This window comes from Methylobacterium sp. Ger2507 (assembly GCF_055231875.1).
Map to the genome: position 1 here is coordinate 3,466,153 of NZ_JBUYVC010000001.1, position 22,663 is coordinate 3,488,815.

Consider the following 22,663-nt stretch of genomic DNA (forward strand, 5'->3'; position numbering starts at 1 on the left):
CCGCGATGGTGCCGCAGGGGCGGGGCTTGTACCATCCGGCGCAAGGCCGTGACCATCGGCTACCCGGAGGCCACCCCGATCATGAGCCTGTTCATCGCGCTGCTGGCGCTCGGCTTCCTGATGCTCGTCGCCTACCGGGGCTTTTCCGTCATCCTGTTCGCGCCGGTGGCGGCCCTGCTGGCGGTGCTGCTCACCGATCCATCGGCGGTGCTGCCGGTCTTCTCCGGCCTGTTCATGGAGAAGATGGTCGGCTTCGTGAAGCTGTACTTCCCGGTGTTCCTGCTCGGCGCGGTGTTCGGCAAGGTCATCGAGATGTCGGGCTTCTCCCGCTCGATCGTGACTGCGGTGATCGACCTCGTCGGCGCACGGCGGGCGGTGCTCTCCATCGTGCTGGTGTGCAACCTGCTCACCTATGGCGGCGTCTCGCTCTTCGTGGTGGTCTTCGCGGTCTATCCGTTCGCGGCGGAGGCCTTCCGCCTCAGCGACATCCCCAAGCGCCTGATCCCCGGCACCATCGCGCTCGGGGCCTTCTCCTACACGATGGACGCGCTGCCCGGCACGCCGCAGATCCAGAACATCATCCCCACCACCTTCTTCGGCACCAACACCTGGGCCGCCCCCTGGCTCGGGCTGATCGGCGCGGCCTTCATCCTGGTGGTGGGCGTCGCCTATCTCGACCGGCGCATCGCCTCGGCCAAGCGCCAAGGCGAGGGCTACGGCACAGGCCACAGCAACGAGCCGCAGGTGATGGACGAGGCCGCCCGCGCCCACCCGGCCATCGCGCTCCTGCCGCTGATCGTGGTGGGGGTGTCGAACCTCGCCTTCACGGCCGCGATCCCGCGTCTCTACGGCCCCAAGGCCGAGACGGTTCTGGCCGGCCTCGACAAGCCCATCGTCACCGCGGTCTCGTCCGTGACCGCGATCTGGGCGGTGGAGCTGGCGCTGCTCGCCGGCATCCTCACCGTGCTGGTCTTCGCGTGGCGCCCGGTCTCGCAGGGCTTCGCCGAGGGCAGCCGCGCGGCAGTGGCGGGCTCGCTGCTGGCGGCCATGAACACCGCCTCGGAATACGGCTTCGGCGCGGTGATCGCCGCACTCCCGGGCTTCCTCGTCATCCGCGACGCGCTCTCGGCGATCCCCAACCCCCTGGTCAACGAGGCCGTGACGGTGACGGCGCTCGCCGGCATCACCGGCTCGGCGTCGGGCGGCATGAGCATCGCGCTGGCGGCCATGTCCTCCACCTTCATCGCGGCCGCGCAGGCCGCCAACATCCCCATGGAGGTGCTGCACCGGGTCGCCGCCATGGCGAGCGGCGGCATGGACACGCTCCCCCATAACGGAGCGGTCATCACCCTGCTGTCGGTGACGGGCCTGACCCATCGGCAGGCCTATGCCGACGTCTTCGCCATCACGCTCCTGAAGACCGCGGCGGTGTTTCTGGTGATCGGCGTCTACTACCTCACCGGCCTCGTCTGAGCCGGTGTGCCGGCGCCCGCCTCCGACGCGACGCGCCGCAGGGCGAGACGGGGTGAACGGCCGGAGGCCCCTGTCCGGTGCGCCGCCGCACATGGCGCGGCCAGAGAGGGATGAGACCCTGCGGCATTGCCGGCGCACCGGGACCGTCTATGTCGCTGCTCATCGGGGTCTTGGACCCGGGCGGTGTCGACGACCGACCGGAGCCCCGTCGAAGATCATTCGAAGACCATTCGAAGACTTGCATTAGGGAACGACACGATGCCGAAGGCGATCCAGGTTCACGAGTACGGCGGCCCCGAGGTGATGCGCTACGAGGACGTGACCCTGCCGACACCAGGCCCCGGCCAGATCCACGTCCGCCAGACCGCCATCGGGGTCAACTTCATCGACATCTACTTCCGCTCAGGCGCCTACAAGGCGCCGCAGCTGCCCTTCACCCCCGGCAAGGAGGGGGCCGGCGTGGTCGTGGCCCTGGGCGAGGGCGTCACCGAGTTCCGGGTCGGCGAGCGGGTGGCCTACGGTTCGGCCGCCAGCACCTACGCGGAGGAGGTGGTGATCGAGGCGAGCGCCGCCGTGCATCTCGCTGACGGCGTCGACGACCAGACCGCCGCCGCCATGATGCTGAAGGGCCTCACCGCAGAGTACCTGCTGCACCGGACCTACGCGGTGAAGCCGGGCGACACCATCCTGTTCCACGCCGCCGCGGGCGGCGTCGGCCTCATCGCCTGCCAATGGGCCAAGCACATCGGCGCCACGGTCATCGGCACCGTCGGCTCCGCCGAGAAGGCCGAGCTCGCCCGCGCCAACGGCTGCGACCACGTCATCCTCTACCGCGACGAGGACTTCGCCGCGCGCGTCAAGGAGATCACGGGGGGCAAGGGCGTGCCGGTGGTCTATGACGGCGTCGGCAAGGACACCTTCCCGGCCTCCCTCGACTGTATCAGCCCCTTGGGGATGTTCGTCAGCTTCGGCTCGGCTTCCGGCCCGGTGGACGATTTCAGTCTGGCCCTGCTCGGCCAGAAGGGCTCGCTCTACGCCACCCGCCCGTCGCTCTTCGCCCATGCGAGCAAGCGCGAGACCCTCGACAGCATGGCCCGGAACCTGTTCTCGGTGGTGGCGAGCGGTGCGGTGAAGATCCCGGTCCACCACACGGCCAAGCTCGCGGACGTGCAGCAGGTCCATCGCGATCTTGCCGGCCGCAAGACCACCGGCGCCACGGTGATGATCCCGTGAGACCGACCGAGGGGGACGTCCTCCTCGTCATCGACCTGCAGGCGGACTTCCTGCCCGGCGGGGCGCTGGCCGTGCCGGACGGCGACGCGGTGATCGCGCCGATCAACCGCCTTCTCGGGCAGTTTCCGCACGCGGTCCTGACCCAGGACTGGCATCCGCCGGGGCACGTCTCGTTCGTGACGAGCCATCCCGGCCGGGCACCCTTCGAGACCGTGCCGCTGGCCTATGGCCCGCAGGTACTGTGGCCGGAGCATTGCGTGCAGGGCAGCACCGGCGCGGAATTCGCGCCCACCCTGAATGCGGCGCGCGCCGAACTGGTGATCCGCAAGGGCCATCACCGCCACGTCGACAGCTACTCGGCCTTCCTGGAGGCCGACCGGCGCACGCCGACAGGGCTCGCCGGCTACCTGCGGGAGCGCGGTTTCACCCGCGTGGTCCTGTGCGGCCTCGCCACCGATTACTGCGTCGCCTGGAGCGCCCTCGACGCGCGGGCGGCGGGGTTCGAGGCCGTGGTGGTGGCGGACGCCGTGCGGGGGATCGACCGCGACGGCTCGGTGGCGCAGGCCTGGGCCGAGATGGCAGCGGCCGGGGTCGAACGGGCCATGAGTGGGACAATCCTTGATCGATAGACCGGCACAGAGCGACAGCCCGCCCTTGAAATCACACCTCAGGTTAACAAGATTCCAAATTGTTAACCTGAGGTGTGAAAATGGCTGATGATCTGACGCAGCGTGGCTTACCCGACCAACGCCGCATCAACGTAAACGAGGATTGGGAGGTTAGAGATTGGTCCAAAAAATTCGGCGTCACGCCAGATCAACTGCGCGCCGCCGTCAAGGCTGTCGGTGTGATGGCCAAAGATGTCGCGAAGTATCTCGGAAAGCCGTACCCGTAGGATAAAAAGTAGAAAGGGGCTTATGGCCCCTTTCATTCGAATTATCCGCTCCGGCAAGTGCCCACTGGAAACGCTACACCGCGCTCCCATACAGATCGTACGCATCCGCGCGCTCGATCTTCACGGTGACGATGTCGCCCACCCGCAGGGGGCGGCGTGACGTGATGTGGACGGTGCCGTCGATCTCGGGGGCGTCGTACTTCGAACGGCCTTTGGCGACGGTGCCGTCGGCCGCGTCGATGAGGACCGGCAGGCGCTTGCCGATGCGGGCCTTCTGCAGGCGGACGGAGACGGTCTGCTGCGCCTCCATGAAGCGGCGCTTGCGCTCGGCCTTCACCTCCGGCGGAACCGGGTCGCCGAGGCTGTTGGCCACCGCCCCGCCCACCGGCTCGAACTCGAAGCAGCCGACGCGCTCGAGCTTGGCTTCGCGAATCCAGGTCAGCAATTCCTCGAACTCGGCCTCGGTTTCGCCGGGGAAGCCGACGATGAAGGTCGAGCGGATGGCGAGATCGGGGCAGATCTCGCGCCAGCGCCGGATGCGCTCGAGCTGGCGTTCCTGGTTGCCGGGCCGGCGCATGCGGCGGAGCACGGACGGGCTCGCGTGCTGGAGCGGCATATCGAGGTAGGGCAGAATCTTGCCCTCGGCCATCAGCGGGATGACCTCGTCCACGTGCGGATAGGGATAGACATAGTGCATCCGCACCCAGGCCCCGAGCGTGCCGAGTTCGGCGGCCAGATCATAGAACTTCGCCCGCACCTCCCGGTCGCGCCAGGGGCTCGAGGCGTAGCGGATGTCGACGCCGTAGGCGGAGGTGTCCTGCGAGACCACCAGCAGTTCCTTGACGCCGGCCTTCACCAGCTTCTCGGCCTCGCGCAGCACGTCGCCGGCCGGCCGGCTGACGAGATCGCCGCGCAGGGACGGGATGATGCAGAAGGTGCAGCGATTGTTGCAGCCCTCGGAAATCTTCAGGTAGGCGTAGTGGCGCGGCGTCAGCTTCACGCCCTGCGGCGGCACGAGATCCAGGAACGGGTCGTGCGCCGGGGGCACCGCCTCGTGCACCGCCGCCACCACCGATTCGTAGGCCTGCGGCCCGGTGACCGCGAGCAGGTTCGGATACTTTTCGCGGATTTCCTCAGGCTGGGCGCCCATGCAGCCGGTCACGATGACGCGGCCGTTCTCCGCCATGGCCTCCCCGATAGCCGAGAGCGACTCGGCCTTGGCCGAATCGAGAAAGCCGCAGGTGTTGACGATGACGACGTCCGCGCCGTCATGCCGCCGGGCGAGCTCGTAGCCCTCCGCCCGCAGGTGCGTGAGGATGCGCTCGGAATCCACCAGCGCCTTGGGGCAGCCGAGGGAGACGAAGGAGATTTTCGGCGCCGCCTTGGCGGGGGCCGGCGGCAGGAGGGATGCGGTCATGGATGCTCGTCGGGCCGGATCGGCTTCTGAAACCGGATCGGCCGTGGAATCGGGGGAGGGCGGGACAAAGAGGTTGACAGCCCTATAACGGGATTCGCGCGCCCAAGCGAGCCAGGCCGCGCCGAGCCATGCGCGGATCGCGCTTTTGCCACGGCATCGCGCATGCCACCTGTGCATGATACCGCAAGCCGCGACGGATGCTTCGGCCCCAGTTCCTCAGTCCGGGTTCTTCACTTCGGGTTCTTCAATTCGAGTTCTTCGGCCCACCGGGATCGTCCGTCCGCGGCGTCCCCGAACCTTCGAGTCATCATGTGGATTGCTGACCTCCCGTTCGTCGAGCCGGTCGCGGCGGCCGAGGCCCTGGGCGCCCTCCCGGGCCTCGCCTTCCTCGACAGCGCCATGCACCACGACACGCTCGGCCGGACCTCGACCCTGGCGGCGGACCCGTTCGGGCGCTTCCGGTTTCGCGATGGCGTCGCCACGCTCGACGGACGGACGGTGCCGGGCAGCGGTCTCGCGGCGCTGCGGGCTTGCCTCGCGCCCTACCGCACGGCACCCGACCCCGATCTCCCGGCCTTCGCCGGCGGCGCGATCGGCTATGTCGCCTATGATTTCGGGGCGGCCCTGGAGCGGGTGGCGCCTGCGGCTCGCCGGGCGGGCCTCTGCGATGACATCGCCTTCAATCTCTACGACACGGTGCTGAGCCTCGACCACGCGACCGGGCGCTGCCGGCTCCTCGCCACGGGCTTTCCCGAAACCGAGCCGGCCGCGCGCGAGGCCCGCGCTCAGGCCCGGCTGGCCCAGTTCACCCGCCTGCTGGAGCGCGCGCGCCCGAGCCCGGAACCTCCGTCGCAGGGGCCGCTGGCCTGGCGCTCGAACTTCACCCGTTCGGCCTACGAGGCGGCGGTGGAGCGGGTGCGCGACTACATCCGGGCCGGCGACATCTACCAGGCCAACATCGCCCAGCGCTTCGAGACCGACCTGCCGGAGGGCTTCGACTCCTTCGCCCTCTACCGACGCCTGCGCGCCACCAACCCGGCGACCTTCGGTGCCTATCTCGACTTCGAGGGGCTGCGGGTCGCCTCCAGCAGCCCCGAGCGCTTCATCCAGCTCAAGGGGCGGGCGATCGAGACCCGGCCAATCAAGGGGACGGTCCGCCGCGTCCCCGATCCGCAAGAGGATGCACGCCTCGGGGAAGCCCTCCAGGCCAATGCCAAGGAGCGGGCCGAAAACATCATGATCGTCGACCTGCTGCGCAACGACCTGTCGCGCATCTGCGAACCCCACAGCGTGCAGGTGCCGGTGCTGTGCGGGCTCGAATCCTACGCGTCCGTCCACCATCTCGTGTCGGTGGTCACCGGAACCCTGAAAGCCGACATGGACGCCCTCGACCTGATCGCCGCCACCTTCCCGGGCGGCTCGATCACCGGCGCGCCGAAGCTGCGCGCCATGGACATCATCACGGACATCGAGGGCGACGCGCGCGAACTCTATTGCGGCGCCATCGGCGCGTTGGGCTTCACCGGCGACCTCGACACCGCCATCGCCATCCGGACCGTGTTCATGAACGACCGCACGGCCGTGCTGCAGGCCGGCGGCGGCGTCACCCTGTTGTCCGAGCCGGGGCCCGAATACGAGGAGACCCTGACCAAGGCCGCGCGGGTGTTCCAAGCCTTTGAACCGGACGCCTTCGTACCGCACGCTTGCGAACCGGATGCCCAGTCCGGGGCGGGGAGGGCGCCGTGATCCTCGTCATCGACAATTACGACAGCTTCGTCTTCAACGTGGTGCGCTACTTCGAGGAACTGGGTGAAACCGTGCGGGTGGCGCGCAACGACGCCCTCGACGTCGCCGGCATCCGTGCCCTCGACCCCGCCGCGATCGTGATCTCGCCCGGTCCCTGCACGCCGGCGGAGGCGGGCATCTCGCTGCCCGCCATCCGCGAACTCTCCGGGGCGGTGCCGCTGCTCGGCGTCTGCCTCGGCCACCAGGCCATCGGGGCGGCTTTCGGCGGCCGGGTGGCGCGCGCCGGGCGCCCCCTGCACGGGCAGGCCACGCCGATCCGCCACGACGAGGTCGGGCTGTTCGCCGGCCTGCCCGACCCGATGCAGGTCGGGCGCTACCACTCGCTGATCGTGGCGCCGGAGCCCGGCATGGCCGACCGGCTCAGCATCGACGCGGTCTCGACCGAAGGGGAGGTGATGGCCCTGTCGCACCGGACCCACCCGACCTGGGGCGTGCAGTTCCATCCGGAATCGGTGCTGACCGAGAACGGCCATGCCGTCTTCGCCAATTTCCTGCGCCTCGCCCGGGATTGGCGCGCGACCCGGGATCTGCCGGCTGCGACCGATGCTGTGGTTTGACGGACGACTCACCGAGGGGCCGGTGTCCTTCGACCTCGCCGACCGGGGCCTGACCCTCGGAGACGGGGTGTTCGACACGGCGCTGGCCCGGAGCGGCCGCATCCTGTTCGAGGCCGCGCACGTGGCCCGCCTCGCCGCCGCGACGGCGACGCTGGGCTTTCCCGTGGCGCCCGCACACATCGCGGCAGCGATGATTTCGCTCGCGGCGGAAATGGGGCGGGTCCACCCCCTGGCGGCGATCCGCACCACCGTGACCCGCGGCTCCGGCCCGCGTGGGCTCAGCCCCCCGGCCGAACCCCAGCCGGTGCTGTGGGCGAGCGCCGTCCCGGTGGGAGACGCCCTCGCCTTCGCGCCGCTGACCCTCCACGCGACGGGCATTCGCCGCAACGAGACCTCGCCGGCCGCGAGCCTGAAGACGCTCGGCTATCTCGATGCGGTGCTGGCGGCGGGCGCGGCGCGGGCGGCGGGCTTCGACGAGGCCCTGTTCCGCAACACGCAAGGGGGCGTCGCCTGCGCGGGCACCGCCAACCTGTTCGCGGTGCTCGACGCCACTCTCGTCACCCCGCCTCTCTCGGACGGCGTCCTGCCCGGCATCCTGAGGGCCGAGATTCTGTCGCGGGCCCAACGCCTGGGCCTGCCCACCGCCGAACGGAGTTTCGACCTCGACGCCCTGCACGCCGCCGAGGCGGTGTTCCTCACCAATTCCCTGCGCGGTCTCGCCCCTGTGACGGCCATCGACGCCACCGCCTTCGCCAGCGCGGGTCACCCGCTGGTGACGGCCCTGGTCGACGACCTGCGCGGGGACTTCACCCCGTGACGGCGTCCCGGCTGTGGTGGCGCCTGCCGCTGATGGCGGCCTATGGCTTCATCGGCGTGGTCCACCTCGCCGCCCCCGACGCGTTCCTGCCGATCATGCCGGCTTGGGTGCCGGAGCCTCGGCTCACCGTGATCGTCACCGGCCTGTGCGAACTCGCCGGGGTGCTCGGCCTCGCCTATCCGCCGACCCGGCGCTGGGCCGCGATCGGGCTGGCCCTCTACGCCGTCTGCGTCTTCCCGGCCAACCTCAAGCATGCGCTGGAGGGCATCGTCGTGCCGGGCCTGCCCGACAGCTGGTGGTATCACGGGCCCCGGCTGGCGTTTCAACCGGTCTTCGTCTGGTGGGCGCTCTATGCCGGCAGAGTCATCGACTGGCCGTTCCGCCAACCGTCGGTCAGCCCGTCTCCGACATCTTGACCTCTGACATCTTAACCGCCCGCCAGGCCGCCTCCATCGCCTCGAGATCGCTGTCGGAGAGGCCCGAGCCTTGAGCCTCCAGGATCGCCGCCATGGCGGTGAAGCGGCGCGCGAACTTCGTATTCCCTTCTTGCAAGGAATATTCCGGGTCTATTCCGAGGTGGCGGGCGAGGTTGGCGACCGAGAACAGCAGGTCACCGAGTTCCTCCGCCACCGCCGCCCGGGTGCCGTGGACCATGGCGTCGGCGACCTCGTCGATCTCCTCGCGCACTTTCAGCACCACCTGGGCCGGATCGCTCCAGTCGAAGCCGTAAGTCGCCGCCTTGGCGGAGAGCTTGTGGGCGCGGGTCAGGGCGGGAAGGGGCAACGGAATGCCGGCGAGCGGGCCCGTCTCCTGCGGAGGCTTGGCCCGGCGCTCTTCGGCCTTGATCGCCTCCCATTGCCGCGCCACCGCCCCTGGGTCGCGCCGGGGCGAGCCCTTCGGCAGCAGAGTTCCGTCCGGCGCGAACACGTGCGGGTGGCGCCGGACCATCTTCTCCACCACCGCCCGAACCACGTCCGGGAAGGCGAACAGCCCGGTCTCCTCGGCAATGCGGGCGTGGAAGACCACCTGGAGCAGCAGGTCGCCGAGTTCGTCGCGCAGGTCGTCCGTGTCGCCCCGCGCGATGGCGTCGACGACCTCGTAGGCCTCCTCCACGGTGTAGGGGGCGATGCTGGCAAAATCCTGGGCCACGTCCCAGGCACAGCCGACCTCCGGGTCGCGCAAGGTCGCCATCAGGGCCAGCAGATCCTCGATCTTCACCACGTCTTCTCCGCCCATCGGTGTCGGTCCGACCCCTGTAGCGGATTGCGGGCCAACCCGTGAGGCTGGGGATGGTGGCGGGAGAAGCGGTGTTGTCTTCCCCAAATTCCCTTGAAAAAACCTTGGCCGGGCGCGTGTTCGTTCTTCCGAACGGGCATCTCGACCCTTAGGAAAGGTATCAGTAAGAGATTCTCAGAGAGTCATTTCTGAGAGTTATATGGAGGGCCGAAAAACCCTGCCGGACTGAGGGCTTATGGGTGGTTCGCGTATCGAACTCTGCGCAGGGTCGTATCGAACTCTGCGTGCCGGCGTATCGGATTCGGCGGTAGAATCCGGGTCGCGCGTATCCGAGTCTGCGTGAACCCGTATCGGGTTCGGCGTGGATAAGGCCTCCCGCCGGTGAACTCTGGGGATTGTGCCGAATCCGGTCCCGTATCGAACTCTGCGTCAGCGTCTGCGCGCCGGATGCGGCCTGCGGATCGACGGCAATTTTTCCCGTTCCGGCCGGTGGATAGCCGGGATGATTCCCACTTGCGGCGCTTGCCGCCGAGACTCCGCCGCGGGGAATCGGGCATGGTCGGCGCATCGCGGTCCGGGACTCACTGTCGGGATCATGGGCCAGGATCGATCGGGGCGGGGTCTGTTGGGGATCGAGGACACATTGGCGGGCATCCGCGACGCCGACCTCCTCGCCGAGGTCGAGGCGGCGCGCGGCAGCTTCCTGTTCGCCACGATCGCGGAGACCATCCTGCACCGGCAGCGGGCCCGGGATGCGGAGGTTGCCGCGCGCGGAGCCGTGGCCGGGCGACGCCAGGCCATGGGCCGCGACCAGCGCCGCCGCGATGCCATCCGGGAGGTGATCGAGACTGAGCCAACCGGCCCGGAGAACCTGCAGCACATCCACTCGGTGCTGGCCCTGTGCGGCCTGCCCTATCGCGACCCCGGTGACGCCCGCGAGTTCTTCCGCGAGTACGGACGGAATTCCCTGAGCCTGCTGGCGGGGCGCCTCAAGAACCCGGCCACCGGCGAGATGGAGTTCCAGGGCCTGCCCTACGGCCCCAAGGCCCGCCTCGTGCTGCTGCACCTCTGCACCGAGGCGGTGCGCCAACGCAGCCCGACCATCGCGGTGGCCGACAGCCTGTCGGGCTTCATGAAGGAGATGGGATTCGCCGTCACCGGCGGCGAACGTGGCACCATCCGGCAGTTCAAGGAGCAGCTCGCGCGGCTGGCCGCCTGCACCCTGCAGATCGGCCTCTGGGACGGGGCGGGCAGCGCCAGCACCCTCAACGTGCCGCCCTTCCGCCAGCTCGACCTCTGGCTGCCCCAGGGGGCCGACGGAGTTGTCTGGCAGAAGAGCGTGCAGTTCCACCAGGATTTCTACGACAACCTGATCCAGCACGCCCTGCCGGTGGACATCCGCGCGGCCCGGGCCTTCTCGGGCTCGGCGCGCAAGCTCGACCTGTTGTTCTGGGTCGGCTACCGCCTGCGCGCCCTGCAGCGCCCCTTACGCCTCACCTGGGACAACCTGCACAAGCAGTTCGGCGCCGACAACGCCAGCATCCGCAGCTTCCGGCAGGCCTTCAAGGCGGATCTCGCCCACCTGCAGGAGGTGTTTCCGAAGCTGCCGATCCGCCTCGACGACACCGGCATGCTGCTACAGCCCGCCGACCCGAGCGCCCTTCTGATCCCGCCGCGCGGGACGAAGCTGCCGCGCGGCGCCAAGCCGGCAAGCAGAGCCGCAGCGACGGGCTAAGTCCGTATTCCCTTTCTATAGAAGGAATATAAGGCAGGAGAGGACTTGCGACGCGGCCTGCCATAGGGAATAGGATCTGAAATACGGAGTTGCCGCGGCAACACACGGAATATTCCAAGGGGATCCGATGTTTCTATCCGAAGCCGAAGCGGAAGCCGCCCTAGGGGATCTCCGCCGCCGCCGCGACGAACTCGACCGCGCCATCGCCGACCACCAGCTCTACCTCGAACTCGGCCGGCGCCTGCGGCCGATCGGCCCGGCGCCCGCCGCTGCACCGCAGGCGCCTCCACTCGGCGCCTGGGCTGCTCCGGGCCACTCGTCCGCCGCGGCGGAACCGGCCTCCATGCCAGGGCAGGCCTTCGTTGCAGAAGACGACTTCGTTGCAGGAGACGACTTCGCTGCAGGAGACGACGTGGCGCCGGGCTCGATCTCGGGTCCCGGGCCGGTCGAGCCCGCACGCGCCGGCGACGATCTCGTGGCGGCGCGCCGGCACGGACGCGCGCTCGTCGCGGCGGCCGTCAACCTGCTGCACGAGGCCGGCCGGCCTCTCCATGCCGGCGAGATCTGGCAGGGCCTCACCGGCCTCGGCTTCGAGATTCCGGGCCACGACCCGGTGGCGGCCCTCAACACCCGTCTGTGGAAGCGCGCAGGCCCGGGCGGCCCGCTGAAGCGCCTCGGCGAGGCGGTCTATGCCCCGGCCGAAGAGGACGAGGATCTGGGCTGAGCCGCGCCCCGGCATGGGGCAGGGTGACGGGGCGAGGGGGGGCCGCCTTCGCGGCCTTCGAACGAGGCTCCGTGCCGATCGGCCGGCTCCTTGGATCAGCGGGAACGCCGTCGGCCGGCTGCGCCGGACGCGTTCGATCCTGGGCCGGCGGAGGCGTGAACATCCGGCACCTTGCGTCATCCGGATCCTGGGCTTGGCTGCGCGGATCCGGCATGACGGGGACTGGAAGCGAGGTTCCGGTTCGGCGCACCGCCTCTGCGATCCCATCACACCCCTGAAAAAAATCACTCCGGCAGGGCGAACACGGTGAGCTGCCCGCCGAGCGCCGTGTAGCGCGACAGCGCGGCGTAGCCGCCGACCGCGCCGGCGCCGTCGTTCGGGTCGGTGAGGCCGGCCGCCAGTCCGATCCCGGCCCAGCCGCCGATTCCGGAGAGCACGGCGACGTATTGCCGGCCCTTGTGCAGGTAGGTGGTGACGTTGCCGACGATGCCGGACGGCGTCTTGAAGCGGTAGAGTTCGCGGCCGTCCCGCGCGTCGACGGCCTTAAGATAGCCCTCGAGGGTTCCGTAGAACACCACATCCCCCGCGGTGGCGAGCACGCCCGACCAGACCGAGAACGGCTCGGGAATGGTCCAGCGGATCGCCCCAGCGACCCCGTCCCAGGCGGTGAGGGTGCCGGTGCGGGGATCGTCGGGGGCCGGGTGCAGACTCACGGTGGCGCCCACATAGGGCAGGCCGGGGGTGTAGGAGACCCGGAACGGCTCGTAATCCATGCAAATGTGGTTGGTCGGCACGTAGAACAGCCGCGTCCGGGGCGAGTAGGCCGCCGGCTGCTGGTTCTTGGCCCCGATGGCACCGGGGCAGATGCCCGTGGTGGTCTCGTCCTCGCCGGTGGCCTCGGGGGCATGGCGCGGATCGAGCACCGGGCGCCCGTAGCTCGGCGAGGCCGCGTCGAGGTCGATCTGCGTCGCCCAGTTCACCGCGGGGTCGAATTTCTGCGCCACCAGGAGTTCGCCGGTGGCGCGGTCCAGGGTGTAGCCGAAGCCGTTGCGGTCGAAATGGGTGAGGAGCGGGCGGGTGGCGCCGCCGAATGCCTGGTCGGTCAGGATCATCTCGTTGACGCCGTCATAGTCCCACTGGTCGTGGGGCGTCATCTGGTAGAGCCAGCGGGCGATGCCGGTATCGGGATTCCGCGCCACGATCGACGTCGCCCAGCGGTTGTCGCCGGGGCGCTGCGCCGGGTTCCAGGTCGAGGGATTGCCGGTGCCGTAATAGACGAGGTCGAGGGCGGCATCATAGGCGAACCAGCCCCAGGCGCAGCCGCCGCCGGTCTTCCACTGGTCGCCTTCCCAGGTCTTCAGGGAGGAATCGCGGCCGATGGGCTTGCCGAGCGACGTGGTCCGTTCGGGGTCGACCCGCATCTGTTCGTCGGTGCCCGTGGCGGTGGCGCGCCAGAGCCGGTCCCCGGACTTCGCATCGTAGGCGGTGACGTGGCACTGGACCCCGAATTCGCCCCCCGAGAGGCCGACCAGGATCTTGCCCTTCACCGGCAGCACGGCGGCGGTGTTGGTCTCGCCCCGGGCCGGGTCGCCGTTCTTCACCGACCAGTTCACCCGGCCGGTCTTCGCATCGAGGGAGACCAGGGTGGTGTCGGCCTGCTGCAGGACGAGGGCGCCGTCCGCGTAGGCGAGGCCCCGGTGGACCGTGTCGCAGCACAGCAGGGCCGAGACCGCCGGGTCCTGCTTCGGTTCGTAGCGCCAGAGAATGCGGCCCTCGTGGTCGAGGTCCAGGGCCGTGACGGTGTTGGGAAAGGGGGTGTGCACGTACATCACCCCGTCGACCACCAGGGGCGCACCCTCGTGGCCGCGCAGGATGCCGGTGGAGTAGGTCCAGGCGACCTGGAGCCGGCCGACATTGGCGGCTTTGATCCGGTCGAGGTCCGCGTAGCGGGTGTTGGCCGCGTCGATCGTCGGCAGCACCGTCTGAGCCGCGGCGGGACCCGGAAGGACGCCCGCCAGCAGGACGAGCAGGAGGGTGGCGCGCATGGGACTCCCGGTTGCGAAGGGGCGGAGACGTCCCCTCCCCGTGCCACAGCCGGGGGCCGAAGCGAAGGGACCGGCAAGCGCGTGGGCCGGGATGCGTGGGCCGGGCGGCCCGGCCCCCTCGAACCGATCCTAGAAGTAAGGCCCGAACGGCGGACGCGGGCGATAATATCCGTAGCGCGGTCCGTAGAACGGCCGGGGGCCGTAGAACGGACGCGGACGATAATAGCCGTAGGGGCGGTACATCGGCCGGCAATAGCCGAACCGGTTCGGGATGAAGCCGGGGCCGCAGCCATAGGCGACGGTCTCGACGGCGGCGCCCGCCAGCGTCCCGGCAGGGGCGGGGGTGATGGGCGCGGCCTGGGCGACCGCGGCGAGGCCAACGGTCCCGCCGAGCCCGAGCGCCGCAGCGAGCATCGTACGGGCAAGCATTGTACGAGCGAGAATCGGGTGAGTCAGCGATTTCACGGACATGACGCCATGACCTTCTGCTGGTGTGACCTTTGCTGTTCTTGATCTTCCGCTTTCTCGAAGGCCGCGGGACTATCCCGAAGCTGCAGACCTTCCTGACGCCGGAAGAGCTTCATCCTGCCGGAAGGTTGCTGAACGCTCGCTGACGGGATGCGGTTCACCGGGCCGCGACGGGGCTGGTGGTGCCGGGCCGCGCGGCCCAGCGCAGGATGCGCCGGCGGGCGGGCTCCTCGAGGCCGAGATGCAGGGCGAGGCTGAGCGCGAAGCTAAGCGCGGTGGCGAGCCCCGCCCCGAGCCAGGGCGCGGCGGCAAGCCGGCCCCCGAGGGCGATCCGGTCGAAGCTGTTCACCAGGGCATAGGCCGGGACGTGGATGAGGTAGAGGGCGAAGGAGATCCGGCCCAGGAACACGAAGGCGGGCGCCACCAGGGGGCCGGAGCGGATCTGCGCGCCGGCCAGGATCAGGGGCGCCCAGGCCAGGGCGGTCAGCCCGTTGTGCAGCAGCACTTCGGGCAGGATGGGTGCCGCTGCAACGAGGCCAAAGGCGGCCACCGCCGCGCTCCCGAGGAGGGCGGCCGTCGGGATGCGCCGGCGGGTCCAGGCCACGTAGAGGAGGAGCCCGGCGACGAATTCCGGCAGGCGCAGCAGGGGATTGTACTTGATCGCCTGGGCCAGCAGCACCGGTCCCGGTCCCCCCGACTCGGGCCCGATCAGCGACACGCCGGGGGCGTAATGCGCGAAGGCGAGGCCGGCCCCGCCGGTCAGGACGATCCAGGCGCCGAGGGTCAGGCGCGCGATGCGGCCCGGCGCGCCGAGCACCAGGGGCAGCAGGGCGGGAAACAGCGCGTAGAAGAACAGCTCCACCGAGACCGACCAGCTCGGGCAGTCGAGGGCGCAGGCCGCGCCCGGCACCCAGGCGTGGAGACCGAGCGGTGCCAGGACCGCGCTCGCGGCCATCAGCCCCTGCAGCGGCGGGGCCGACTTGGCGACCCAGCTGACGAACCAGGGCAGGGCCAGTACGAGGGCCAGCAGGTAGACCGGCATGACCCGGGCCACCCGCGCCCAACGGAAGCGAACGCGGGCGGCCCGGTCGCGGAGGTCTACGGCGCTGTAGGTGTAGGCCAGGATGAAGCCCGAGAGCAGGAAGAAGAAGGTCACGCCGGAATATCCGAGGCGGATCGGGGCTGGCACCGCGGCGTCGGCGAAGAACGCGCCCGCATAGTGGAAGGCCAGCACGAAGGCGGCGGCCACGAAGCGCAGGGCGGTGAGTGCCGGCAGCGGCGTCACCGGCGGATGGGCCTGAGACGGGCGCGGGCCGCTCACCGCGGCCGGCTCCCGACCACCCGTCCGGCGGCCCCGAAGCGCAGGCCGAGGACCGAGAGGGCGAGCAGGAAGAACAGCGCGTTGGTGGCCTGGTAGAACACCGATTCGAACACCCCCACCATCAGGCCGAACAGCCAGATCCGCAGGAACAGAAGCCGCAGCGGGTCGAGGGCGGACCCTGCGCCGTCCTGGCGCTGGGCCTGAAGATCCGAGACCGGCGCCAGAATCATCCACCACACCGTGAGGGCGAGGCCGGGCAGGCCGCTCTCCAGGGCGGTGTTGAGGTAGCCGTCATGGGCGTCGGTGGCGCGATTGACCCAGGTGGTCGCATCGCCGCCGCCGCCGTAGAACACGCTTTCCCAGAAGGCCCCGTAGCCGAAGCCGGTCAGCGGCTTCTTGGCGATGTTGTCGAGGGCGAAGCTCCAGATCTCGGTACGGCCGGTATAGGTCGGGTCGGCGGCGAGGCTCGCGACCAGCGCTCCGACGCCCGGCACCATCACCGAGCCCACCGTGAGCACCAGCAGCAGCGCCAGGGGCCCGAGGAGCACCAGCCGGCGCCAGGCGCCCGAGGCGGAGCGGGTGCAGGCCCAGGTCAGACCGAGCACCGCCGGGGTCATGACCATCGAGGTCTTGGCGTTGGTGAAGACGAGAAACACGCCCGCCAGAACCACCACGGTGGTGCCGAGGATGCGCTGGCCCATCGCGGCCCAGAACAACCCAATGATGATGAACAGGCTCATGGCCGCGCCGGCGCCGTTCTTGTGCGCGAAGACGCCGCGCCAGCTGCCCGCGTGTTCGGGCTCGATCAGGTCGAGGGCGGTGTGCATCGCGCGCTCGGGCACCAGCACGAGGCCGAGGTAGCAGAGCGCCAGCACCAGGAGCACGCTGCCGCCGAGGGCCTGCGCGAACTGGCGCGCGTCGCGGGCGAGCACCAGCACGCTCACCACCCCGCCGAACATGATGACGAGGGAGATCAGGCGCCGTGCCGAGACGGCGGGCTCGATGGAGAGGGCGGTGGAGACGCCGATCCAGCCCAGCGTCGCCAGGATCGGCAGGGTGGCCAGTGGCCGCAGGGCCTCCCGCCCGCGCCAGGCCAGCACGGCCACGGCGAGTCCGCCCATCGCCAGATACAGCACCTGGTTGACGATGTTGCCGCCGGCCCGCGAGGCCGCGTTCTCGGCTGCCGTCCCGTCAAGGAACGGATCGGCCCCGATCAGCACGATCAGCAGGATCACGCCCATCGCCCCGATGCGCAGGGCATCGGGGAGATCTGCCCGCGCCGGCGCGCCCGCGTCGGTGGCGATGCCCGTCGTCATGGTCCAATCCCGCGCTCGAGGGCCGGCAAAGACCCGCACTCTAGGGCCGCCGGTGCCGCCTGATAGGCGCGCAGAATACGTTTAAGAACCACGAAGGCCGTCTCCGTCTGCCGTCAAGGCTTGGGTTTCGGCCATGCGACGATGGCGGGCGCTCCGCTGATCGCCCCCACGATGCGCTCGCGCTCGGCCCGGCCGGCGGCGAGGCGGGCGCGCGTCGCCGCGAGGACGGCGGGACTGGCGGTGGCGGGCGTGCCCGCCGCGAAGGGCGGCGCCGGCGCGTATTCGAGGCCGAGCTGGATCGTTTCCGCCTCCGGTCGGCCGGCGATCTCGGCCGCCAGCGTCAGGGCGAAGTCGATGCCGGCGGTCACTCCGCCCCCGGTGAGGAGGTTGCCGTCGCGCACCACCCGCTCGGCCACCGGGATCGCCCCGAAGGCCGCCAGGAGGTCGAGGCTGGCCCAGTGGGTGGTGGCGCGCCGGCCCCGCAGCAGCCCGGCCGCCCCGAGCACCAGGGCGCCGGTGCAGACGGACGTGACGTAGCGGGCGCGCGCCGCCTGCGCCCGCACGAAGGCGAGGAGTGCCGCATCCTGCATCAGCGCATTCACCCCGATCCCGCCCGGGATGCAGAGCACGTCGAGCTGGGGGCAATCGTCGACCGTGTGCGTCGGGGTGAGCACGAGACCGGTGGAGCTGGTGACAGGCCCCGGGCCGGTGGCCACGAGGCGAACCCGGGCGTCCGGAATCCCGACGAACACCTCGTAGGGCGCGGTGAGGTCGAGCTGCTGGACGTTCGGGAAGGTGAGGAGGCCGATTTCGAGGGGCATCGCGGCAGAACTCCGGGTGTCTGGACAGGACGACCCTACTCGGCCAGGCTCCGGCCGAAATGACCAAAACTCCTCGTTTTCTGCCAGGGCGCAGCGCGGATGGTCCCCGCCGCGTCGAGATCCTGGCTTTCCGGGATGTCCAGCTCCTCGACGTGGCAGGGCCGCTCCAGGTCTTCGCCACGGCGAACGACCTCGCAGGCCCTGGCCCCGCGCCCTACGCTCTGCACGTGGTCGCGGCGGGCGGCGGCCAGCTCCGCAGCTCCGCCGGTCTCGGCCTCGCGATGGAGCCGCTTCCGTCCGCGGACCAGCCCGTCGACACCCTCGTGGTGGCGGGCGGGCGCGGCGTCGCCGGGGCGGTCGCGGGGGGCCTGCCCGCCTGGGTCGCCGCCCGGGTGCCTCGGGCCCGGCGGGTGGCCTCGGTCTGCACCGGCGCCTTCCTGCTCGGGGCGGCCGGCCTCCTCGACGGGCGTCGGGCCGTGACCCACTGGACCCGTTGCGCCGAACTGGCGCGGCGCCATCCGGAGGCCCGGGTCGAGCCCGACCCCATCTTCATCCGGGACGGCGCGGTCTGGACCTCCGCCGGGGTGACGGCGGGCATCGACCTGGCGCTCGCCCTGGTGGAGGCGGATCTCGGCCGGGATGCGGCGTTGGCGGTCGCCCGGCACCTCGTGGTCTTCCTCAAGCGCCCGGGCGGCCAGTCCCAGTTCAGCACCGTCCTGGCGCTGCAATCCGGTGGCACGCGCTTCGAGGGGCTCCACGCCTGGATCGCCGACCACCTGTCCGAGGACCTGACCGTCCCGCGACTGGCCGAGGCGGCCGGCATGAGCCCGCGCGGCTTTGCCCGCCATTATCGCGCGGCCACGGGGCTGACCCCCGCCCGCGCCCTTGAGCGCCAGCGCGTCGAGGCGGCCCGGCGGCTCCTGGCCGAGACCGCGCTCCCGCTGAAGCGCGTCGCGGAGCGCTGCGGCTTCGGCTCGGAGGAGACCTTGCGGCGCAGCTTCCTGCGCCACGTGGCGGTGGCGCCCGCCTCCTACCGGCAGCGGTTCCGCGACGATGGGGAGGGGACGCCGGACGGCCGGCCCGGGGCGCCTGAGATTTGACATTCCCGGCCGCATCATCGACACCGCCGGCCGTCGCGGCATCGACCGGAACCACGGGCCGAGCGCCGGTCCGGAGCCGCGTATGTCCCCCCTGACGGCCCATCCTTCCGCATGACCGAGCGCGCCACCGTGCCTCCCCCGGCCCGCGGCCACGCCGTCGCGTTCCCGGACACCCTCCTGGCCGCTGCGACCCGGAGCCATGCCTGGGCCTGCGCCCTCCTGATCGCCCTCTGCCTCGTCTGCTTCCTGCCGGGCCTCGCCTCGCTCCAGCCCATGGACCGCGACGAGCCGCGCTTCGCCCAGGCGTCGAAGCAGATGCTCGAGACCGGCGACCTCGTCGACATCCGCTTCCAGGCGGAGGCCCGGCACAAGAAGCCGGTGGGCATCTACTGGGCGCAGGCGGCCGTCGTCGGCGCCGCCGAAGCGCTCGGCGTGCCGGACGCCCGCACCACCATCGGCCTCTACCGCATCCCGTCGCTGCTCGGCGCCATCGGGGCGGTGCTCCTCACCTACTGGTCGGCCCTGGTCTTCCTGCCCCGGCGGGGGGCCTTTCTCGCCGCAGCCCTGTTCGGGGCCTGCGTCGTGCTCTCGGCCGAGGCGCGCCTCGCCAAGACCGATGCGCTCCTCTGTGCCTGCGCGGTGGCGAGCTTCGGCGGTCTCGCTTGCGCCTGGCTCCGGCGCGACCGCGCGTCCGGCCCCCTCGACACCGCCACGGTGCTGACCTTCTGGCTCGGCCTCGCCCTCGGCATCCTGATCAAGGGGCCGATGGTGCCGCTGTTCTGCGGACTGCCGGCCCTGATCCTCTCCGTCCGGTCGGGCTCCGGCCGCTGGCTCGGCGCCCTGCGGCCCGGCCTCGGCCTGCCCCTCACCCTGCTGATCGTGGCGCCCTGGTTCGCCGCCATCACCTGGAAGAGCGGCGGCGCCTTCTACGGGGAGGCGGTCGGCCACGACATGCTGAGCAAGGTCCAGGGCGGCTCGGAGAAGCACTTCGCCCCGCCCGGCGCCTACCTCGTGGCGTTCTTCGGCACGTTCTGGCCGGGGGCGGCCTTCGCGGCGCTCAGTGCGCCCTTTGCCTGGGGCTACCGGCGCGAGCCCGCCATCGCCTTCCTGCTCGCCTGGATCGTGCCGACCTGGATCCTGTTCGAGATCGTGCCGACTAAGCTGCCCCATTACGTGCTGCCGCTGATGCCGGCCATCGCCATCCTCACCGTGCGGGCGCTCGCCGCCGGCGCGCTGCACCCCGAGCGCCGGGGCGCGCGCCTCACCGCCGGGCTCGTGGTGCTGATTCCCGTCGGACTCACCCTCGGGCTCTCGGCCTTCGCCTTCGCCTACGACCGGACTCTGCCCTGGGCCGGGCTGCCGCTGCTGCTCGGCGCCAGCGCGGTGGCGGCCCTGGCCTGGCACGCCTTCTCCCGGGGGCTGCCCGAGCGCGCGCTGGTCCTCGGCATCCTGGCCTCGATGCTGCTCTCGCCCGCCGTGTTCGGCCTGACCCAGCCGGTGATGGCCGCCCTCAAGGTCTCGCCGCGCCTCGCCGCGATCCGCGATCGCCTGCCCTGTCCGCATCCGCGCGTCGCCAGCCTCGGCTACCGCGAACCGAGCTTCGTCTTCCTGATCGGCACCGACCTCGCCATGCTGGGGACCGGTACCGAGGCCGCGGCCTTCCTGAAGGGCGAGGGTGCGCCGGATACCGGAGCCTGCCGCCTCGTCTACGTCGAGGGCCGGTTCGCGGCCGCGTTCGATGACGCCGCCCGGGCCGCCGGGCTGGTGCCGAACCGGGTCGGCGCGGTCTCGGGCTTCAACATCAATGGCGGGCGCCGGGTCGATCTTTCGGCCTATGCCGTGACGCCCTAGACACGACGCCCGAGACATCCTTGGATCGAACACCCATGCGCCTCTCCGTGATCATCCCGGTGAAGAACGAGGCCGGCAACATCGCGAGCCTCGTCGCCGAACTCGAGACCGCCTGCGCCCCGCTGGCGCCCTTCGAGGTGATCTACGTCGACGACGGCTCCACCGACGGCACCGCCGAGGCCCTGAAGGCGGCCCGGGCCGGGCGGCCCTGGCTGCGGGTGCTCGCCCACGACCGCACCGCCGGCAAGGCCGCCGGCATCCGCAGCGGAATCGCCGTGGCCCGCGCCCCGGTCTGCGCCCTGATGGACGGCGACGGCCAGAACGACCCGGCCTTCCTCGCGCCCCTGCTCGACGCCATCGAGGCGGGCGGTGCGGGGGTCGGCCTCGCCCAGGGCCAGCGCATCGGGCGCAAGGACGGACGCCTGAAGACGATCCAGTCGCGCATCGCCAACGGGGTCCGGGTCCGCATCCTCCGGGATTCCACCCGCGACACCGGCTGCGGTTACAAGCTCGTGCGCCGCGACGTCTACCGCACGCTGCCCTTCTTCGACGGGCAGCACCGCTTCATGCCGGCCCTCGTTGCCCGCGAGGGCTTCGGCGTGGTCCATCGCGACGTGGTCGACCGGCCGCGCTTCACCGGCACCTCGAAATACGGCCTGTTCGACCGGCTCTGGGTCGGCCTCCTCGATCTCGCCGGGGTGTGGTGGCTGATCCGGCGCAAGCGCGTGACGCCCCGGGTCACGGACGTGACGGGAGCCTGAGCCATGCTGATCCAGCTCGCCGAGGATCTGCGCGGCTACGTCTACGACGTCTTCGTCACCCGCTTCGATGCCTGGCTGGTCTTCGGCATCCTGGCCCAGGCGGTGTTCGGCGCCCGCTTCGTGGTGCAGTGGCTCGCCTCCGAGCGGGCCGGCCGAAGCGTGATGCCGCTGGCCTTCTGGTTCCTCTCCATCGCGGGCGGCCTGATGACCCTGGTCTACGGCCTGGTGCGGCGCGAGCCGGTGATCATCTTCGGCCAGGCCCTCTCGACCTTCATCTATCTCCGCAACGTCTTCCTGATCCTGCGCGAGCGCCGCGCCGCCCGGGCAGCGCTGTGACCATGGACCCGCTGCCGCTCTTCCACGACGACCTGGACGCGGCACGGGCGGAGGTCTGGCGCCTGCTGGAGGAGGGGCCCGCCTTGCGCCGCAACGCCTTCCACATGCCGGCGCTGGCCACCGTCGATGCGCAGGGCCATCCGCAGGTCCGCACCGTGGTGCTGCGGGAGGCCGATCCGGCGGCCGGAGCCCTGCGCTTCCACTGCGACCGCCGCTCCGACAAGGCGTCCGAGATCGCGGCCTCCGGGCATGCGGCCCTGCACGGCTACGATTCCGCCGCCAAGATCCAGATCCGCGCCTCCGGCCCGGCGACGCTCCACAGCGACGATGCCCTGGCCGAAGCGGCCTGGGCCGGCGCGATGGCCATGAGCCGGATCTGCTACGGCGCCGATCCCGCCCCCGGGGCGGTGCTGCCCCGCGGCAACGCCTACACCCTGCCGGATGCCGAGACGGCGCTGACCCTCGGCCGCCCGAACTTCTGCGCCGTGGTGGTGCGGGTGGCCCGCCTCGAATTCCTCTACCTCGACCGGCGCGGCCACCGCCGGGCGGCCTGGGAGCGGGCGGGGAACTGGCGCGGATGCTGGCTGGCGCCGTGAAAATCCGCCACGCCTGCACGGGCGTGCGGGAACGGCCCCGCCGCCGGTTCCGGCGCGGGGGATGGCCAGGACACGAAACGGGAGACGCGGGACGCCGCGAAACCACGTTGTTGGAATCATAGGCCGGTCCCCCGGCGTCCCTCGGCCCGGCCCCT

The 22,663-nt window shown here is 70.8% G+C and carries 22 protein-coding genes; 15 read left to right on the forward strand and 7 right to left on the reverse strand.

The window, feature by feature from the left end; translation table 11 throughout:
- Positions 1-81: 81 nt before the first annotated feature.
- The 4 genes from ACV7NL_RS15955 to ACV7NL_RS15970 all read left to right on the forward strand — a co-directional run bounded on the left by ACV7NL_RS15955 (position 82) and on the right by ACV7NL_RS15970 (position 3,601).
- Complete coding sequence (locus ACV7NL_RS15955; RefSeq protein ID WP_247636395.1) at positions 82-1,473, forward strand: GntP family permease; 1,392 nt, start codon at positions 82-84, stop codon at positions 1,471-1,473.
- A 258-nt stretch (positions 1,474-1,731) separates the two neighbouring features.
- The gene (locus ACV7NL_RS15960; protein WP_056487254.1) at positions 1,732-2,706 is read left to right on the forward strand and encodes a quinone oxidoreductase family protein; all 975 of its coding nucleotides are present in this window, start codon (positions 1,732-1,734) and stop codon (positions 2,704-2,706) included.
- A complete protein-coding gene (gene pncA, locus ACV7NL_RS15965) occupies positions 2,703-3,335 on the forward strand; it encodes a bifunctional nicotinamidase/pyrazinamidase (RefSeq protein WP_463356198.1) in 633 nt (210 codons plus the stop codon). The genes ACV7NL_RS15960 and pncA overlap by 4 nt, the downstream gene beginning before the upstream one ends.
- A gap of 80 nt (positions 3,336-3,415) precedes the next feature.
- Positions 3,416-3,601, forward strand: a complete 186-nt coding sequence (locus tag ACV7NL_RS15970) for a DUF3606 domain-containing protein (protein WP_082504265.1) — start codon at positions 3,416-3,418, stop codon at positions 3,599-3,601.
- A 73-nt stretch (positions 3,602-3,674) separates the two neighbouring features.
- On the opposite strand, the gene rimO is transcribed toward ACV7NL_RS15970, so the two are convergent.
- On the reverse strand, positions 3,675-5,018 hold the full coding sequence (gene rimO / locus ACV7NL_RS15975) for a 30S ribosomal protein S12 methylthiotransferase RimO (protein WP_463356199.1): 1,344 nt from the start codon (positions 5,016-5,018) through the stop codon (positions 3,675-3,677).
- Positions 5,019-5,327: 309 nt separating this feature from the next.
- Between rimO and pabB the strand changes: the two genes are divergently transcribed.
- From pabB to ACV7NL_RS15995, 4 genes are read left to right on the forward strand one after another with little or no spacing between them, the layout of a single operon-like run.
- The gene (gene pabB, locus ACV7NL_RS15980) at positions 5,328-6,764 is read left to right on the forward strand and encodes an aminodeoxychorismate synthase component I (protein ID WP_463356200.1); all 1,437 of its coding nucleotides are present in this window, start codon (positions 5,328-5,330) and stop codon (positions 6,762-6,764) included.
- On the forward strand, positions 6,761-7,381 hold the full coding sequence (locus tag ACV7NL_RS15985) for an anthranilate synthase component II (RefSeq protein ID WP_463356201.1): 621 nt from the start codon (positions 6,761-6,763) through the stop codon (positions 7,379-7,381). Before pabB ends, ACV7NL_RS15985 begins: the two co-directional genes overlap by 4 nt.
- Positions 7,368-8,198 carry an aminotransferase class IV gene (locus tag ACV7NL_RS15990; protein ID WP_463356202.1) on the forward strand — a complete coding sequence of 277 codons (831 nt, stop codon included), beginning with the start codon at positions 7,368-7,370 and terminating at the stop codon, positions 8,196-8,198. Before ACV7NL_RS15985 ends, ACV7NL_RS15990 begins: the two co-directional genes overlap by 14 nt.
- A gap of 32 nt (positions 8,199-8,230) precedes the next feature.
- Positions 8,231-8,614: a DoxX family protein gene (locus tag ACV7NL_RS15995; protein ID WP_056181301.1), complete on the forward strand. Its 384-nt coding sequence runs from the start codon at positions 8,231-8,233 to the stop codon at positions 8,612-8,614.
- Here the strand turns inward: ACV7NL_RS15995 and mazG are convergent.
- Positions 8,592-9,434 carry a nucleoside triphosphate pyrophosphohydrolase gene (gene mazG, locus ACV7NL_RS16000; RefSeq protein ID WP_463356203.1) on the reverse strand — a complete coding sequence of 281 codons (843 nt, stop codon included), beginning with the start codon at positions 9,432-9,434 and terminating at the stop codon, positions 8,592-8,594. The two genes, ACV7NL_RS15995 and mazG, sit on opposite strands and share 23 nt — an antisense overlap.
- A 595-nt stretch (positions 9,435-10,029) precedes the next feature.
- Between mazG and ACV7NL_RS16005 the strand changes: the two genes are divergently transcribed.
- Positions 10,030-11,169, forward strand: coding sequence for a replication protein RepA (locus tag ACV7NL_RS16005; protein WP_463356204.1), 1,140 nt, complete (start codon positions 10,030-10,032; stop codon positions 11,167-11,169).
- Between the two features lie 127 nt (positions 11,170-11,296).
- Positions 11,297-11,893 carry a winged helix-turn-helix domain-containing protein gene (locus ACV7NL_RS16010; protein ID WP_247636390.1) on the forward strand — a complete coding sequence of 199 codons (597 nt, stop codon included), beginning with the start codon at positions 11,297-11,299 and terminating at the stop codon, positions 11,891-11,893.
- Between the two features lie 284 nt (positions 11,894-12,177).
- Here ACV7NL_RS16010 and ACV7NL_RS16015 read toward each other — a convergent pair whose 3' ends face one another.
- From ACV7NL_RS16015 to ACV7NL_RS16035, 5 genes are all read right to left on the reverse strand, one after another.
- Positions 12,178-13,938 (reverse strand): PQQ-dependent dehydrogenase, methanol/ethanol family, encoded by a 1,761-nt coding sequence (locus tag ACV7NL_RS16015; RefSeq protein WP_463356205.1) that lies wholly within the window; start codon positions 13,936-13,938, stop codon positions 12,178-12,180.
- 129 nt (positions 13,939-14,067) lie between these two features.
- Positions 14,068-14,367, reverse strand: coding sequence for a GCG_CRPN prefix-to-repeats domain-containing protein (locus ACV7NL_RS16020; protein WP_463357142.1), 300 nt, complete (start codon positions 14,365-14,367; stop codon positions 14,068-14,070).
- Positions 14,368-14,563: 196 nt separating this feature from the next.
- On the reverse strand, positions 14,564-15,727 hold the full coding sequence (locus ACV7NL_RS16025; RefSeq protein WP_463356206.1) for an acyltransferase family protein: 1,164 nt from the start codon (positions 15,725-15,727) through the stop codon (positions 14,564-14,566).
- Complete coding sequence (locus ACV7NL_RS16030; protein ID WP_463356207.1) at positions 15,724-17,043, reverse strand: O-antigen ligase family protein; 1,320 nt, start codon at positions 17,041-17,043, stop codon at positions 15,724-15,726. The genes ACV7NL_RS16025 and ACV7NL_RS16030 overlap by 4 nt, the downstream gene beginning before the upstream one ends.
- Positions 17,044-17,156: 113 nt before the next feature.
- Positions 17,157-17,864 carry a DJ-1/PfpI family protein gene (locus ACV7NL_RS16035; protein WP_056487217.1) on the reverse strand — a complete coding sequence of 236 codons (708 nt, stop codon included), beginning with the start codon at positions 17,862-17,864 and terminating at the stop codon, positions 17,157-17,159.
- Between the two features lie 59 nt (positions 17,865-17,923).
- On the opposite strand from ACV7NL_RS16035, the gene ACV7NL_RS16040 reads away from it, so the two are divergent.
- From ACV7NL_RS16040 to ACV7NL_RS16060, 5 genes are all read left to right on the forward strand, one after another.
- Positions 17,924-18,964 (forward strand): GlxA family transcriptional regulator, encoded by a 1,041-nt coding sequence (locus ACV7NL_RS16040; RefSeq protein ID WP_463356208.1) that lies wholly within the window; start codon positions 17,924-17,926, stop codon positions 18,962-18,964.
- Between the two features lie 111 nt (positions 18,965-19,075).
- On the forward strand, positions 19,076-20,815 hold the full coding sequence (locus ACV7NL_RS16045; protein WP_463356209.1) for an ArnT family glycosyltransferase: 1,740 nt from the start codon (positions 19,076-19,078) through the stop codon (positions 20,813-20,815).
- A gap of 35 nt (positions 20,816-20,850) precedes the next feature.
- Positions 20,851-21,576: a glycosyltransferase family 2 protein gene (locus tag ACV7NL_RS16050; RefSeq protein WP_056487209.1), complete on the forward strand. Its 726-nt coding sequence runs from the start codon at positions 20,851-20,853 to the stop codon at positions 21,574-21,576.
- Between the two features lie 3 nt (positions 21,577-21,579).
- On the forward strand, positions 21,580-21,912 hold the full coding sequence (locus tag ACV7NL_RS16055; RefSeq protein WP_056181186.1) for a lipid-A-disaccharide synthase N-terminal domain-containing protein: 333 nt from the start codon (positions 21,580-21,582) through the stop codon (positions 21,910-21,912).
- Between the two features lie 2 nt (positions 21,913-21,914).
- The gene (locus tag ACV7NL_RS16060) at positions 21,915-22,508 is read left to right on the forward strand and encodes a pyridoxamine 5'-phosphate oxidase family protein (protein ID WP_463357143.1); all 594 of its coding nucleotides are present in this window, start codon (positions 21,915-21,917) and stop codon (positions 22,506-22,508) included.
- The last annotated feature ends 155 nt before the right edge of the window (positions 22,509-22,663 follow it).